Annotated in this window: 15 protein-coding genes; 8 read left to right on the top strand and 7 right to left on the bottom strand. The window is 63.7% G+C overall.

The features are described 5' to 3' along the window. Positions 1-212: 212 nt before the first annotated feature. Positions 213-899, bottom strand: coding sequence for a tRNA (5-methylaminomethyl-2-thiouridine)(34)-methyltransferase MnmD (gene mnmD, locus HQ843_RS09630; RefSeq protein ID WP_180898513.1), 687 nt, complete (start codon positions 897-899; stop codon positions 213-215). 82 nt (positions 900-981) lie between these two features. On the opposite strand from mnmD, the gene HQ843_RS09635 reads away from it, so the two are divergent. From HQ843_RS09635 to HQ843_RS09670, 8 genes are all read left to right on the top strand, one after another. Further along, a complete protein-coding gene (locus HQ843_RS09635; RefSeq protein WP_180898512.1) occupies positions 982-2,136 on the top strand; it encodes an NAD(P)/FAD-dependent oxidoreductase in 1,155 nt (384 codons plus the stop codon). An 85-nt stretch (positions 2,137-2,221) separates the two neighbouring features. Then, on the top strand, positions 2,222-2,938 hold the full coding sequence (locus tag HQ843_RS09640) for a DUF1045 domain-containing protein (RefSeq protein ID WP_180898511.1): 717 nt from the start codon (positions 2,222-2,224) through the stop codon (positions 2,936-2,938). A 126-nt stretch (positions 2,939-3,064) separates the two neighbouring features. Beyond that, on the top strand, positions 3,065-4,000 hold the full coding sequence (gene puuE, locus HQ843_RS09645) for an allantoinase PuuE (RefSeq protein ID WP_180898510.1): 936 nt from the start codon (positions 3,065-3,067) through the stop codon (positions 3,998-4,000). Next, positions 3,997-4,491, top strand: a complete 495-nt coding sequence (gene uraD, locus HQ843_RS09650) for a 2-oxo-4-hydroxy-4-carboxy-5-ureidoimidazoline decarboxylase (protein WP_180898509.1) — start codon at positions 3,997-3,999, stop codon at positions 4,489-4,491. Before puuE ends, uraD begins: the two co-directional genes overlap by 4 nt. 3 nt (positions 4,492-4,494) lie before the next feature. Further along, a complete protein-coding gene (gene alc, locus HQ843_RS09655) occupies positions 4,495-5,526 on the top strand; it encodes an allantoicase (protein ID WP_180898508.1) in 1,032 nt (343 codons plus the stop codon). Further along, entirely contained in the window at positions 5,523-6,020 is a 498-nt protein-coding gene (locus HQ843_RS09660) for an ureidoglycolate lyase (RefSeq protein WP_180898507.1), read from the top strand. Before alc ends, HQ843_RS09660 begins: the two co-directional genes overlap by 4 nt. After that, the gene (gene uraH, locus HQ843_RS09665; RefSeq protein ID WP_180898506.1) at positions 6,017-6,373 is read left to right on the top strand and encodes a hydroxyisourate hydrolase; all 357 of its coding nucleotides are present in this window, start codon (positions 6,017-6,019) and stop codon (positions 6,371-6,373) included. Before HQ843_RS09660 ends, uraH begins: the two co-directional genes overlap by 4 nt. Beyond that, positions 6,373-7,125, top strand: a complete 753-nt coding sequence (locus HQ843_RS09670) for a metallophosphoesterase family protein (protein ID WP_180898505.1) — start codon at positions 6,373-6,375, stop codon at positions 7,123-7,125. Before uraH ends, HQ843_RS09670 begins: the two co-directional genes overlap by 1 nt. Before the next feature lie 234 nt (positions 7,126-7,359). On the opposite strand, the gene HQ843_RS09675 is transcribed toward HQ843_RS09670, so the two are convergent. The 6 genes from HQ843_RS09675 to xdhA form a co-directional block, all read right to left on the bottom strand. Continuing rightward, positions 7,360-8,508, bottom strand: a complete 1,149-nt coding sequence (locus tag HQ843_RS09675; protein ID WP_180898504.1) for an alpha-hydroxy acid oxidase — start codon at positions 8,506-8,508, stop codon at positions 7,360-7,362. Positions 8,509-8,579: 71 nt separating this feature from the next. Then, the gene (gene guaD, locus HQ843_RS09680) at positions 8,580-9,878 is read right to left on the bottom strand and encodes a guanine deaminase (RefSeq protein ID WP_180902259.1); all 1,299 of its coding nucleotides are present in this window, start codon (positions 9,876-9,878) and stop codon (positions 8,580-8,582) included. After that, positions 9,875-11,113 carry a urate hydroxylase PuuD gene (locus HQ843_RS09685; protein WP_180898503.1) on the bottom strand — a complete coding sequence of 413 codons (1,239 nt, stop codon included), beginning with the start codon at positions 11,111-11,113 and terminating at the stop codon, positions 9,875-9,877. Before HQ843_RS09685 ends, guaD begins: the two co-directional genes overlap by 4 nt. Positions 11,114-11,212: 99 nt before the next feature. Then, positions 11,213-12,052 (bottom strand): xanthine dehydrogenase accessory protein XdhC, encoded by an 840-nt coding sequence (gene xdhC / locus HQ843_RS09690; protein ID WP_180898502.1) that lies wholly within the window; start codon positions 12,050-12,052, stop codon positions 11,213-11,215. A gap of 3 nt (positions 12,053-12,055) precedes the next feature. After that, positions 12,056-14,401 carry a xanthine dehydrogenase molybdopterin binding subunit gene (gene xdhB, locus HQ843_RS09695; protein ID WP_180898501.1) on the bottom strand — a complete coding sequence of 782 codons (2,346 nt, stop codon included), beginning with the start codon at positions 14,399-14,401 and terminating at the stop codon, positions 12,056-12,058. 3 nt (positions 14,402-14,404) lie between these two features. Then, positions 14,405-15,868 carry a xanthine dehydrogenase small subunit gene (xdhA, locus tag HQ843_RS09700; protein WP_180898500.1) on the bottom strand — a complete coding sequence of 488 codons (1,464 nt, stop codon included), beginning with the start codon at positions 15,866-15,868 and terminating at the stop codon, positions 14,405-14,407. Between the last annotated feature and the right edge of the window lies 1 nt (position 15,869).

A 15,869-nucleotide genomic window follows, 5' to 3' on the forward strand; every position in this document is an offset into this window, starting at 1 on the left:
TGGTTTCGGTTTCAAGCGCCCCGCGTGAAGTGGGAACTTATTGGTGGAAAATGCCTTCCGCGCGCCGACTGGGAGCGCCGGACTTTATCATGCGCTTGACCTGGACTTGACGCGACCCGTTTCGGGTCATCCGCGCCAGGCATGCTCACGCGGCATGCGAACAGGTGGAAAGCTGGGCTCTACATGATGCGCGGGCCTGCAAAAGTCAAGCACTACCTCTCAGAGGGGCGACAACCGGCGAGCATTTCGCGCTTTCCGGCAAAACCCGGCCGCCGTTCGACGGTGAAGCCCGCCTTTAGCAGGTTGCGGCGCACGAAGCCGGCGGCGGCATAGGTGCCGAACGTGCCGCGGGCGGCGGTATGGTCAAAGACGGCGCGTATCAGGCTTTCGGACCACATGTCGGGATTGCGGGACGGCGCGAAGCCGTCGAGATACCAGGCGTCGAAACGGTCGGGCAGGGCCGTCAGCGCCTCCAGCGCATCGCCGCAGATCACGGTCAGCCGGGTTTGCGCGTCGGGTTCGATCGTGATCACGCCTGCGGGATGCGCGGGCCATTGTGCAACAAGGGCTTGCCGTTCGGCGGCGATCTCGGGCCAGTGCGACAGCGCACGGTCGATATCGGCCTTGGTCATCGGGAACAGTTCGAACGAGGTGAAGCCAAGATGCCCGTCCGGGCGTCTGAGCGCTTTCCACTGGCGCAAGGTTTCGCAGAAATTCAGCCCCGTGCCGAAGCCGAGTTCGCCGATACGGAAGGGGCCGCCAGCCCGCCAGCGTTCCCCGAGCCGGTTGGCGTCGATGAACACGTGGCCGCATTCGGCCCGTCCATCCGCTTCGGAGAAGAAATGGTCCTGAAACGCTTCCGAAAACGGCCGGTCGCCGTCATCCCATGTCACGGTCATGTCAGAGCCTGTTTTTGTTGCATCCGCCCGCCATTTGTGGTCCATCGCCGGGATGAATGACGCGCCCGGCCCCTCCCGTCAAATGCCATCTGCCGATCTTGCCGCCGACCTGGCAATTGTCGGCGGCGGCATCATGGGGCTGTGGGCGGCCTATCACGCTGAGAAGGCCGGGATCGACACCCTGCTGATCGACAGCGGCGCGCCGGCCACGAGCAATGGTCTGCTCGGTGCGCTGATGGCCTATATGCCGGATCAGTGGGATGAAAAGAAGCAGTACCAGTTCGAGGCGCTTGCCGCGCTGGAGGGACATATCCGCACGCTCGAGGCCGAGACCGGGCTCTCAACCGGTTATCGCCGCGCGGGCCGGGTGATGCCGCTTTACGCCGAACGGCAGGTCGAGACCGCCCGGCTGCGCGCCGATGCCGCCGCCCTCAACTGGCGTGAGGGCGGCCGTCGGTTCGAGTGGCGGGTGGTCCAGCATCCCCCGCTTGACGGCTGGCCCGCCGAAGATCCCGCAGCGCTCGCCTATGTCCATGAAACCTTTGCCGCCCATATCTTTCCACGCGGCGTGGTCGCGGCGCTTCGGGCATTTCTTGAAAACGCCAGACATGTACGCCGGCTGACGGCGCCTGTCGCGGAAATCGACGCGACGGCGAAATGCCTGCGGTTGAGCGATGGCGGACGGATCGGTTTCGGGCGGGTTATCGTCTCAGCAGGCGTCGGCGGTTTCCCGCTGCTTCAGCCGCTCTGGGCGCCGGCCGGCAAGCCGCTCGGCCGCCCGGTCAAGGGGCAGGCGGCGCTGTTTGCCGCCGACTGCGACCCGTCCTTGCCGATCGTCTTCGATGACGGGCTTTACGTGATCGCGCACGAAGGCGGGCGTGTCGCCGTCGGCTCGACCACGGAGGATGAATTCGAAGATGGGGCGACCACCGATCACCGCCTCGATGCCCTGATCGCGGCCGCGCGCAAAACCGTGCCGGCCCTGCGGGACGCGCCGGTCGTCGAACGCTGGGCCGGCTTGCGCCCGCGCGGCGTGCACCGCGAGCCGATGATCGGCGCGATCGAGGCCTTTCCGGATGTCGTCGCGCTTGGCGGCGGCTTCAAGACCAGTTTCGGCATCGCCTACCGGCTGGCGGACCACGCGGTGCGGCTTGCCACCGGCATGGCGGTTGCGCCGCTGCCGGAAATATACGATCCCGGCATCTATCTGAGGCGGGCGGAAGGCCGGGCGAAATAGCGCCTCGGCCGGTAAGCCCGTCGTATCCCTGTCATCGGAATCAGCTATCGGAGGAGCGAGAAACCGCTTCCCCAAGTGATCCGCGATGCCCGCCGAACGCTATGCCATCTGCTTTACGCCATCGCCGCATGACGGGCTCGCCATTGTGGGCGCCAACTGGGTCGGGCGGAACGCGTTTTCGGGTGCTGCGGTCGAACCGCCGATGATCGTCGGCCTGCCGCTTGCAGAAATCGCCTATCACACCGCGCTGCCGCGCCGCTACGGCTTTCAGGGCATGCTGAAATCGCCGTTCCATCTGGCCGAGGGCATGAGCGAGCAGATGCTGCTGAAGGCGATGATGCGCTTTGCCATGCGCTTTCATCCCTTCACCCTGCCGCCGCTCAGGGTCGTGCACCGCGGCAACATGCTGGCGCTTGCGCCAATGACGGCCGTGCCCGCGCTCGATACGCTTGCCGCCAGCATCGTCACCGAATTCGACAGCTTTCGCGCGCCGCTTTCCGAAGCCGAGATCGAGCGGCGGGCGTCGGGAGGCCTGACGCCGGTGCAGTTTTCCAACCTGCATCGCTGGGGCGAGCCGGATGTGCTTACCGCCTTCTCCTTCCACATGCCGCTGACCGGCCCGCTCGCAGCGGCGGAGATGCCGCGCATGGAGCGCTCGCTGGAAGCGTTTTTCGGGCCGATCCTGCTGGAGCCGGTCGAGGTCGACCATATCGCGCTGTTCATCGAGGAGGAGCCCGGCGCGCCTTTCTGCGTCCATTCGCTGCACCCGATGGGCGCCCTCCGGGCACGGCAGTCGGCGTAGGGCTTTGCGTACGATCGCTCGATGGACAGGGGTTTTCCCCTTGATTTGTGCCGGTTTTTTCGCCTTGCCTCTTCCGGCGATGCCAGCCGTCGTCTACCGTCGGCAGGAAAGAGAGTCGAGGGCATGATGAACGCTGAAACAAGCGCATATCCGCGCGAACTTGTGGGATACGGCCGCAATCCGCCGGATCCGAAATGGCCGGGCGATGCCAATATCGCCGTGCAGTTCGTGATCAATTACGAGGAGGGCGGCGAGAGTTGCATTCTCGATGGCGACCCCGCCTCCGAATGTCTGCTGTCGGAAATCGTCGGCGCCGAGGCCTGGCCCGGCCAGCGCAATCTCAACATGGAATCGCTTTACGAATATGGCTCGCGCGCCGGGTTCTGGCGGCTGTGGCGGCTGTTCACGCGCATGGACATACCGGTCACCGTCTATGGCGTGACACGGGCCATGGCGCGCAATCCGGAAGCCGTCGCCGCCATGAAGGAGGCCGGATGGGAAATCGCCAGCCACGGTCTCAGATGGCTCGAATACAAGGATTTCGATATCGAGACCGAACGCGCCCATATTCGCGAGGCGGTGCGGCTTCATACCGAAATCACCGGCGAGCGGCCCTACGGCCTCTATCAGGGCAAGCCCTCGGTCAACACGCTCGACCTCGTCATGGAGGAGGGCGGCTTCCTCTATTCCTCCGACAGCTATGCCGATGACCTGCCCTATTGGGTGCGCGACCCCGAGGGCAGGCCGTTCCTGCGCATTCCCTATACGCTCGACAATAACGACATGCGCTTCGCCACGCCCCAGGGCTTCAATTCCGGCGAACAGTTCTTCACCTATCTGCGGGACGCCTTCGAGACGCTCTATGACGAGGGCCGCGATGGCGCGCCGAAGATGATGTCGATCGGGCTTCACTGCCGCCTCGTCGGCAAGCCGGGGCGGCTGGCGGGGCTGAAGCGCTTCCTTGACTACGTCCAGAACCACGACAAGGTCTGGATCGCGCGGCGGATCGAGATCGCGCGTCACTGGTATGAAAACCACCTGCCAAAGGAAGATGCGCGATGATAAGCCGCGATGAATTCGTCAGCCGTTTCGGCGGCGTCTATGAGCATTCCTCTTTCATCGCCGAGCGGGCCTTCGACCGGGGGCTGATCCGGGAGCCGCTGACGGCCACGGGCGTGGATCAGGCCCTTGCCGCCGTATTCCGCGCGGCGCATGAGGATGAACGGCTCGGCGTGCTGCGCGCCCATCCCGATCTTGCGGGCAAGCTTGCGATTGCCGGCGAACTGACCGAGGAGAGCCGCCGCGAGCAGGCCGGCGCCGGCCTCGACCGGCTGTCGCCGGAAGAGCATGCCGAGTTTACGAAACTCAATTCCGCCTATATAGACAAGTACAAGTTTCCTTTCATTATTGCGGTCAGCGGCCTCGATAAGGACGATATTCTCTCCGCCTTCAGGCAACGGATCGACAATTCCGCGGCCGTTGAGCTTGAAACAGCCTGTGCTGAGGTCGAGAAGATCGCCGGTCTCAGGCTGCGCCACATGCTCGCGGAGTAATATATGTCAGACCAAGAGACGTCCGTAGCCCTGCCCGATTTCGCGGTCGGTGCGATCAACCTTGCTTCCGCCCGGCTCGGCGCGCGGGCGATTTTTGCCACGGACCAGTTCTTCGCGCCGCTTGCCCGGATGCTGAAGGACGATGCCGCCGTGTTCCTGTCCGGCGAATACGACGAGCACGGCAAGTGGATGGATGGCTGGGAAAGCCGCCGCAAGCGCGTGCCCGGCCACGACTGGGCGATCATCCGGCTCGCCATGCCCGGGCGAATTCGCGGTTTCGATGTCGATACCACCCATTTCACCGGCAACTACCCGCCGCAATGTTCGATCGAGGGCTGTTTCATGGACAGCGGCGAGCCGGACGAGAACGCCGATTGGCAGGCGGTGCTGCCGGTTTCCGATCTCGGCCCCGACCGGCACCATTATTACGAAATGGATCAGGAAACGCGCCAGAAGGTGTTCACCCATCTTCGTCTCCACATCTTTCCCGATGGCGGCATCGCGCGGCTCAGGGTCTACGGCTCCGCCTATTTCAACTGGGACAAGGTCGGCGAGAACGAGGAGATCGACCTCGCCTATATCTTCGGCGGCACTCATGCGCTGCACTGGTCGGATGCCCATTACGGCCATCCGGACCGGATGCTGGCGCCCGGACGCGGCATCAATATGGGCGATGGCTGGGAAACCGCGCGCCGCCGCGGGCCGGGCCATGACTGGGTGATCTTCAAGCTCGGCCATCCCGGCGTCATCCGCCGCGTCGTTGCCGATACCGCTCATTTCAAGGGCAATTATCCCGATACCTGCATGCTGCTCGGCGCCAACCTGGCCGACCAGAAGGACGTCTTCAGCATGGAGGAGATCGAAGCCTCCGAGGGCTGGCAGCCGATTCTCCAGCAGACCAAGCTGCAGGCCGATCATATCCATGAATTCGGCGGCAGCGCGGTCGCGAATATCGGTCCTGTCACCCATGTTCGGCTTGCGATCTTTCCCGATGGCGGCATCAGCCGGCTGAGGCTCTACGGGGTGAAGGCATGACAAGGCTGGCGCTTGAACGGCTGACGCCGGAGGCGTTCGCGCCGTTCGGCGCCGTGATTGCGCCAGACCCCGCCACGGCAAGGCTGATCAATGGCGGCACGACCACGCGGTTTCACGAACTCGCCCGCGTAGAAGCGCTGGGCGAGGGGGCTTGCGTGATCATCAGCATTTTCCGGGGAGAGCCGCGCCGCTTTCCCTATCAGGTCGACATGATGGAGCGCCATCCGCTCGGCAGCCAGAGCTTCTCGCCGCTGTCGTCCCGCCCCTTTCTGGTTGTGGTCGCCGAAGATGACAATGGCGCGCCGTCGGCCCCGCGGGTGTTTTTCGCCGAAAGCGGCCAGGGCGTGAACTATGACGCCAATGTCTGGCACCACCCGCTGATGACGCTCGGCGAGGCCAGCGATTTTCTGGTTGTTGATCGCGCCGGCCCGGGCGACAATCTCGAAGAGTATCGTTATCGCGAACCGTTCATCATCGAGGAGGCATATCCATGACCGGCCTGACCACCCATGTTCTCGACACCGCGCTTGGCCAGCCGGCTTCACAGATGAGGATCGATCTCTACCGCATCAACGGCGCCGAGCGGATCTTTCTCAAGACCGTCTATACCAATGACGACGGCCGTATCGACGGCGGCGCGATGCTGACGGCGCAGGAGATCGAGCCGGGCCAGTACGAACTGGTTTTCTTTGCCGGGGATTACCTGCGGCGCACCGGCGCGACCCTGACCGATCCCGCCTTTCTGGAGGATATCCCGCTGCGGTTCTCGATCGCCGATGTCACCGCGCATTACCACGTGCCGCTGCTCGTCTCGGCCCATGCCTATTCGACCTATCGGGGCAGCTGATGAAGATTGCCGCGATTGCCGACATTCACGGCAATATCGATGCGCTCGAGGCCGTGCTTGCCGATATCGCGCGCCAGCAGCCGGACCTGATCGTCAACCTCGGCGACAGCCTGTCCGGCCCGCTTGCCGCCGGCGAAACCGCGGCCCGTCTGCTGCCGCTCGGCCTGACCACGGTGCGCGGCAATCACGATCGCGCCCTGGTCGACCGGCCCTTCGAGGAGATGGGCGACTGGGAACAGCCGATCTTCCGCGAACTGATGCCCGACGCCCTCCAGTGGATCCGCGACATGCCGAGCGCCGCCGTGGTCGCGCAGGAGGTTTATCTGTGCCACGCCACGCCGAAGGACGACGGCGTGATGTGGCTGGAGGAACTGCTCGAAAACGGCCGCTTCACCATGCGCGGCCAGCCGGAGATCGAGGCCTTCGCGGCCGGCGTTTCCTATCCGCTGATCCTGTGCGGCCACAGCCATGTCGCCCGCTCAGTGATGCTTTCCGATGGCCGCCTGATCGTCAATCCGGGCTCGGTCGGCTGCCCGGGCTTCGCCTACCACATCCCCGTTGACCACAAGCTCGAAACCGCAACGCCGTTTGCTTGCTATGCCATGATCGAAAAGACGGAGTTGGGCTGGACGCCGAGTTTCCGGCAGGTGCGCTACGATACCAGCCGGATGGTCGCAATGGCGCGGGAGCGGGGGTACGAGGATTGGGCGCGGGTTCTGGCGACGGGCTGGGTGGGAGAATCTCTGGCCTGAACGAGCCGTCTTTGGGCTCGCCGCACAGCCCCCCAAACTTCTCGCCCCGGAGGGGAGAGATGTCGCGAACGCGACAGTGAGGGGGGAGACTATCACCGCGGAGGCCCTTACGGGTCGAAATGCCGCGCCACCCTCACTGCCCCTGTCGGGGCATCTCTCCCGCCAGCGGGAGAGAGTATTGGGGGGAGCAAGCGGCGTATCTCCCCAAAGTACCAAGCGCCCTTTGCGCTTCCCTCAAAAATCCACCTTCGCGAGAATGCTCCGGTCGATCTCCTCGATATCGCGCTTGCCGCACAGCGCCATGGTGACATCGAGTTCCTTGCGGAGGATTTCGAGCGAGCGGGTGACGCCCTTTTTGCCCATGGCGCCGAGGCCGTAAAGATAGGGGCGGCCGATATAGGTGCCCTTGGCGCCGAGCGCGCGGGCCTTCAATATGTCCTGCCCCGAGCGGATGCCGCCATCCATGTGAATTTCGATATCGCCGCCGACTTCATCGAGGATCTTCGGCAGCATCGAGATCGAGGACAGCGCCCCGTCGAGCTGGCGGCCGCCATGGTTGGAGACGATGATGGCGTCGGCGCCGGTCTTCGCCGCCATTGCCGCGTCCTCGGTATCGAGCACGCCCTTCAGGATCAGCTTGCCGCCCCAGCGTTCCCGGATCCAGTCGACATCGGCCCATGAAAGCCTGGTGTCGAACTGTTCGGCGGTCCAGACCGCGAGCGAGGAGAGGTCGGAAGAGGCCGGCGCGTGGCCGACGATGTTGCGGAAGGAGCGACGTTTGGTCTGCAGCATTTCCAGCGCCCAGAACGGCCGCGTTCCGACCTGCCAGACATGTTTGGGCGTGAATTTCGGCGGGGTCGAAAGCCCGTTGACGAGATCCTTGTGGCGCTGGCCGAGGATCTGGAGGTCAAGGGTCAGCACCAGCGCGCTGCAGCCGGCGGCCCTGGCGCGGCCGATCAGGCTTTCGACGAAGCCCCGGTCCTTCATCACATAGAGCTGAAACCAGAACGGCTTGGTGGTATGCTCGGCGACGTCCTCGATCGAGCACACGCTCATCGTCGACAGCGTGAACGGCACGCCCGCTTCCTCTGCCGCCTGGGCCGCGAGGATTTCGCCATCGGCATGCTGCATGCCGCAAAGTCCGGTGGGCGCGAGCGCGACCGGCATCGAGACCTTCTCGCCGATCATGGTGGTTGCGAGCGAGCGGTTCGACATGTCGACGAGAACGCGCTGGCGCAGGTGGATTTTGGCGAAATCCGCCTCGTTGGCGCGATAGGTGCTTTCCGTCCAGGCGCCGCTGTCGGCGTAGTCGTAGAACATCTTCGGCACGCGCCGTTTCGCCCGCCGTTTCAGATCGGCAATGGTCAAAGGCTCTGAGAACATGATTTCCTCCCGCATCAAATATAAACAGGCTTATCACATATGAGTGAAAGCCTGCCAAGCCGGCTCCGGCGTCATATCGTGGATTTGGCCGGTCTTCCGGCAATATAGGTCTCAGCGATGGCCCGGTCGTCGCCGAGCGTCTGCAGCAGGAAAAGCTCCTCGGCAAGCGTGGTGACGGCTTCCATCTTCAGTGCCATTGCGGGCGTTGCGCGGGCATCGAGCACGACGATATCGGCATCGGTGCCTGGCTCGAGGGTGCCGATCCGGCCTGCAAGGCCCAGGGCTTCGGCATTGCCGCGGGTCATGTGGAAGAAGCTTTCCAGCGGCGTCAGCCTTTCGCCGCGCAACTGCTGGATCTTGTAGGCCTCGTCCATGGTCCTCAGCATTGAATAGCTGGTTCCGCCGCCGATATCGGTGGCGACCGCGATGCGGACCGGCTTGTCGCGGCGCTCCAGATCCTTCAGCGCGAACAGGCCGGAGCCCAGGAACAGGTTCGAGGTCGGGCAATGAACGGCGACCGCGCCGGTTTCCGAGAGCACGTCGCGCTCGCGCTCCGACAGATGGATCGCGTGGCCGAGCAGCATGTTGGATCTCAGCAGGCCGTATTGCGCGTAGATATCGGTATAGTCTTTCGCGTTCGGATAGAGCGAACAGGCAAACTCGATCTCCGCGAGGTTTTCCGACAGATGCGTCTGGATATGCAGGTCGGGATGCTCGCGGGCGAGTGCTGCCGCCATCTCCATCTGCCCGGGCGAGGAGGTGATCGCGAAGCGCGGCGAAATGACCACGTGGTTGCGGCCCTTGCCGTGCCATTCTGCGATCACGGCCCTGGTGTCGTCATAGCTTGTCTGCGGGGTGTCGGTGAGCGCATCCGGCGCATTGCGGTCCATCATCACCTTGCCGCCGAGCATCAGCATGTTGCGGCGCAGGGCTTCCGCGAAATAGGCGTCGGCGGAGGCCTTGTGCACCGAGCAATAGGCAACGGCAGTCGTCGTGCCCTGGCGGATCATCTCGTCGAAGAAGGACACGGCGATGCGGGCAGCATGGGCCGGATCGGCAAAGCGCTGTTCCTCGACGAAGGTGTAGGTGTTGAGCCATTCCAGCAGGTTCGCGGCATAGGAGCCGATCACCTGCATTTGCGGAAAATGAAGGTGGGTGTCGATCAGGCCCGGCAGGATCAGGTGCGGGCGATGATCGACGATCGCGACGCCCTCCGGGGCCTCAGCCCGGACATCGCTGAACGCGCCGCAGGCGGAAATGCGGCCATCTTCGATCAGCAGGCCGCCATCGTCCTCGTAAAAATAGCTCGCCGTGTCCGACAAATCCTCGGGCCGGCGGTAAAACGACAGCAACCGCCCCCTGAGGATCATTCGTTCTTCATTCCGGTGCTCGACCTGTACCATGCCACCAGCTTCGCCCGTTCGTCCGGCGTCATGCCGGTCACGTTCCCCGGAGGCATCGCATGGCTGCGGCCGGCCTGCAAGTAGATCTGGTTCGCGCGCGCCGCGATTTCGGCATCGGTCTCGAACCGCACGTCGAGCGGCGGGCGGTGAATGCCCTCATAGACCGGTTCGGCCGCATGGCACATCGAACAGCGCGTGGAAACCACCAGCTTGGCGGCATCGAAATGCGGGTCCTGCGCGAATTTCTCGAAAGCCGGCGCGACCGCCATGTCGGGATCTTCCGCCTTGAAGAATTGCGGCGAGGTGGACAGCCACATGATCACGATGAAGATGATCGCCGTCAGCAGCCAGGTCCAGTTCGGCTGTCCCTTGCGGGCATGCATGGTGTTGAAATAATGCCGGATGGTGACGCCCATCAGGAATACCAGCGAGGCGATCACCCAGTTGAACGTGGTTGCGAATGCCAGCGGATAGTGGTTCGACAGCATGAAGAAGATCACCGGCAGCGTCAGGTAGTTGTTGTGGAGCGAGCGCTGCTTGGCCTCCTTGCCGAGCTTCGGATCGGGGGTGCGTCCGGCCTTCAGGTCGGCAACCACGATCTTCTGGTTCGGAATGATCACGAAGAACACGTTCGCGGTCATGATCGTCGCCGTGAACGCGCCCATGTGCAGGAAGGCGGCGCGGCCGGTGAACAGGTGGGTATAGCCCCAGGCCATGAACACCAGCAGCACATAGAGCAGCAGCATCAGCCCAATCGTGTGATTGCCGAGCGGCGATTTGCACAGATAATGGTAGAACAGCCAGCCGATCGAGAGCGAGGCGAGCGAGATCAGGATCGCGACCGGGGCCGAGACATCGAGCACGCTGCGGTTGACCAGGAACAGATCGGCGCCGCCATAATAGACCAGCGCCAGCATCAGGAAACCGGACAACCAGGTGAAATAGGATTCCCATTTGAACCAGATCAGGTGTTCCGGCATGTGTTCCGGCGCGACCATGTATTTCTGGATATTGTAGAACCCGCCGCCATGGACCTGCCATTCCTCGCCCGAGACGCCCTCCGGCAGCCCCGGTCGCGCGACCAGACCGAGGTCGAGCGCGATGAAGTAGAAGGAAGAACCGATCCAGGCCATGGCCGTGATGACATGCAGCCAGCGCACGGCGAATTGCGCCCATTCCCAGATGATGGCGAGTTCAAACATGGATTGTGTCCCCGATAGTATGATCACGGTGATGATGCGCAATTTCCGCGCGAAAAAAAAGGGATGTTTTGCGAGGAATCGCAAATAGATAGGAAGGCGTTACCGGGTTGCATCCCCGGTGGGCACAATGCCCGCTTTTGCAGCAGACATGACTACGATCAGTTCAGTTGCAACCAGAGCGGCGATCACCGCCGGACGCTTGTCGGAAACCGCCATGCCGCCGATCGGCATGGTGAGTCGCGAAAGCGCTGCCTCGGAGAGCCCCTGTTCGCGGGCATAGCGGCGATAGGTGGCGCGCTTGGTCTTCGAGCCGATCATGCCGCGATAGCAAAGGTCGTCGCGTTTCAGCGCCTCGGTCGCGATCAGGAAATCAAGCGCGTGATCGTGGGTCAGGATCACGGCAGCGCCACCTGCGGGAATGTTTGCAATCTCGGCCTCCGGCATGGGGGAAAGCCTGAGTTCCACGCCGTCGGGAAGCGCCTCGACCATTTCCGGCCGGGTCTCGACGATCGCGGTGTTGAAGGGTAGCGGCGCAAGTGCTGTCGCCAGCGCCGAGCCGACATGGCCGCCGCCGAAGATGAACACATGAGGCTCGCGGGCGCTCTCGGCCGCAAGCCGCGCGAGAAAGGCCTGAACGGTCTGCCGATCGGCGGTTTCGAATGCCAGTTCCGTCCGCCCGCCGCAGCATTGGCCGATCTCCGGGCCGAGCGCGATGTCGAGCCGGGTCTCGGTCACCCGTCCCCCAAGCAGGGCGCGGGCGTGGTCTATAGCAAGAAATTCAAGCTGCCCGCCGCCGATCGTGCCGCAGGTCGCGTCGTCCGAGACGACGATCGCGGCGCCGGCCTCACGCGGCGTCGAGCCCTTTATCGCGGCCACGGTGACGATCACGGATCTGCCGTGCTCCGCGATGAACCGCCGATATTTCTCCGTTTCGTCCATGGTTCATACCTGCTTCATCCGCTCCACCGCCATCAGCACGCGCTCGGGCGTTGCCGGAGCATCGAGACGCGGGCAGACGCGGTAGCCGGCGACGCTCGCCACCGCCATCGAGATCGCCTCGAAGGCCGAGATCGCCAGCATGAAGGGCGGCTCGCCGACCGCCTTGGAACGGCCGATGGTCGGCTCGCGGTTTTCGGAAAAATCCGTGAGCCTGACGTTGAAGATCTTCGGCCGGTCGGAGGCGAGCGGGATCTTGTAGGTCGACGGCGCATGGGTGCGCAACATGCCCTTGTCGTTCCACCACAATTCTTCCGTCGTCAGCCAGCCCATGCCCTGGACGAAGCCGCCCTCGATCTGGCCGATATCGATGGCCGGATTCAGCGAGCGGCCGACATCGTGGAGGATATCGGTGCGCTCGAAGATATATTCGCCCGTCAGCGTGTCGATCGAGACCTCGGTGCAGGCCGCGCCATAGGAAAAATAATAGAACGGCCTTCCCTTGCCCGCCGCCCGGTCCCAGTGGATTTTCGGGGTCTTGTAGAAGCCCGCCGCCGAAAGCTGGACGCGTCCGAAATAGGCGGCCTTCACGAGTTCGGGGAAGGGGATTTCCCGGTCGCCGATCCTGACCCGGTTGGGCAGGAATTCGATGTCGTCCGGCGAGACCTGAAAGTGTCCGGCGGCAAACGCGATCAGCCGGTCCCTGATCTCTTTCGCCGCATTATAGGCCGCCATGCCGTTGAGGTCGGAACCCGACGAGGCTGCGGTTGCCGAGGTGTTGGGCACCTTGCCGGTGGTGGTGGCGGTGATCTTCACCCGCTCCAGGTCGATCTGGAACACATCGGCAACCACCTGCGCGACCTTGATATAAAGCCCCTGGCCCATCTCCGTGCCGCCATGGTTCAACTGCACCGAACCATCCTGATAGACATGGACGAGGGCGCCCGCCTGGTTGAAGGCGGTCATGGTGAACGAGATGCCGAATTTCACCGGCGTCAGCGCGATGCCCTTTTTGATGACCGGGCTCGTCTTGTTGAAATCGACGATCGCCTGCCGCCGGGCGCGGTAATCGGCGGTCTGTTCCAGCTCCTCGACCACCCGCAGGATGATGTTGTCCTCCACCGTCTGGTGGTAGGGCGTGACATCGCGGCCGGAGCCGTTCGGGCCATAGAAATTGGCCTTGCGGATATCGAGCGGGTCGCGGCCCAGCGCATAGGCGATTTCCTCGATGAAGCGCTCGCCCGCCAGCATGCCCTGCGGCCCGCCGAACCCGCGATAGGCGGTGTTGGAGCAGGTGTGGGTCTTCAAGGGCCGCGTCACCAGATGAACGTTCGGGTAGTAATAGGAACTGTCGGCGTGGAACAGCGTGCGGTCGGTCACGGGTCCCGAAAGGTCGGCGGAAAAGCCGCAGCGGGCGGCAAAGGTCGCGTCGACCGCCTCGATCACGCCGTCATCGTCATAGCCGATATCGTAGAAGGCGACGAAATCATGCCGCTTGCCGGTCATGATCATGTCCTCGTCGCGGTCGGGACGGAATTTGATCGCCCGGTTCAGCTTCTTCGCCGCCAGCGCCGCGATCGCCGCAAAACCATTGCCCTGCGTCTCCTTGCCGCCGAACCCGCCACCCATGCGCCGCTGGTAGACGGTGACGGCATTGGACGGGATGGCGAGCACATGGCCGACGATGTGCTGGATTTCGCTCGGATGCTGGGTGGACGACCAGACCGCCACCTCGTCATCCTCGCCCGGTATCGCCATGGCGATCTGGCCTTCGAGATAGAAATGCTCCTGACCGCCGATTTCCATTTCGGCGGTGATCCGGTTTTTGGCCGCCTCGAGTGCCTCTTTCGCATCGCCGCGCTGCAATTTGAGCGGCGTGATGACGTCCGGCGCGTTATGGGCCAGCGCATCGCGGACATTGGTCCAGAACGGCAGGTCCTCATAGGTGATCTCGGCCAGTTTCGCCGCCACGCGGGCCTGCTGACGGGTCTCGGCGATCACGGCGAAGATGAGCTGGCCGTGATATTCGACCAGCGTATCGGCAAACAGCGGCTCGTCGTGGTAGCCGCCGGAGGAAATATCGTTGATCCCCGGCACATCCTTGCCGGTCAGCACGCAGACCACGCCGGGGGCCGCCTCGACCTTCGAAAGGTCCATGGCGACGATCTTCGCGTGGGGCCGGTCGGAAAGGCCGACGCCGGCATGCAGCAGGCCGGCCGGTTCCGGCATGTCGTCGATATATTCGGCGGTGCCCGCCACATGCTTGTGGGCGGAATCATGCACCCGGGACTTGTGCATGCCGCCGGAAATTTCGGCCTTGAGGGGCAGGGTGTCGGTTGCCGGCTTGTCCATCGATCAGGCCTCCTCTTCCGCGAACCGGCTGAGTTCCTGGCCATTGCCTCGGGTTTCCAGAAGAAAGCGCGTCAGCAGGTTCTTCGCCGTCAGCATGCGATAGCCGGCGGTGGCGCGCATATCGGTCATCGGCTGGTAATCGTCCTCGAAGGCCGCGCGGGCCGCTTCCACCGTCTCTGCGTTCCATGGCTTGCCGGAAAGCGCTGCCTCCACGTGAGAGGCCCGCTTCGGGGTGCCCGCCATGCCGCCATAGGCGATGCGGATCGTGGCGACCGTGCCGTCATCGGCAAGCTTCAGATAGAACGCGCCGCAGACGGCCGAAATATCCTCCTCGCGGCGTTTGGCGACCTTGTGGACGGCGAAATGAGCGTCTTCGGCGGGCTTCGGCACGGTCAGCGACAGCACGAATTCGCCGGCGCGCCGGTCCTGCTTGCCATAGCCGAGGAAATAATCCTCCAGCGCTATCGTCCGGGTGCCCTCGGCCGATTGCAGCGTCAGCGTGGCGCCGAGCGCGATCAGGGCCGGCGGGGTGTCGCCGATCGGCGAGCCGTTGGCGACATTGCCGCCGATCGTGCCCATATTGCGCACCTGCTCGCCGCCGATGCGGAAGATCAGCCGGGAAAAGGCCGGAATTTTTTCCGCAAGCGCCGGCAGCGCCTCGGAATAGGTGACGCCCGCGCCGATGATGAAGCCGGCGTCGGTCTCGGTGATGGTCTGCAATTCTTCCAGATGGTTGATGAACACCATCGGGTTCAGCCGGCGCATCTGCTTGGTGACCCACAAGCCGACATCGGTGGAGCCGGCGACGATGGTCGCGTCGCGATATTCCTTCAGAATATCCGCAAGTGCTGTGACCGAGCCGGGAATGATGGCGCGCGCCGTTTCGTCGCCGACCGTGATGGTTGCGCCCGTCTTCATGCCGGCAAGCTTTGCCATCACGTGATCGCGCTCGCGGGCAATCGCGTCGAAGGCGGCATCGGGGCGGATGGCCGATGCCTTCTCGGCGGCCTTCACGATCGGTTCATAGCCGGTGCAGCGACAGAGATTGCCCTGCAGCGCCTTTTCGATGGCAAAGCGCGACGGCTTTTCATTCGTCATCCACAGCGCGTAAAGCGACATCACGATGCCCGGCGTGCAGAAGCCGCATTGCGAGCCGTTGAGGTCGACCATCGCCTGCTGCACCGGATGCAGCGTGCCGTCCTTTGCCGCCAGATGTTCGATCGTCACCACATGGGTGGCGTGAAGCGAGGCGGTGAAGCGGATACAGGCATTGACCGATTCATAGACCAGCCTGCCGCGCGTCAGCCGGCCGACAAGCACGGTGCAGGCCCCGCAATCGCCCTCCGCGCAGCCTTCCTTGGAACCGGTCAGCCGCTTCTTGATACGCAGATAGTCGAGCAGGGTTTCCGCCGGCGGCCGCGCCTCGAGCGCAATTTCCTGATCGTTCAGTATGAACCGTATCGTCATC

It is taken from the genome of Martelella sp. NC20 (assembly GCF_013459645.1).
Classification (GTDB): domain Bacteria; phylum Pseudomonadota; class Alphaproteobacteria; order Rhizobiales; family Rhizobiaceae; genus Martelella.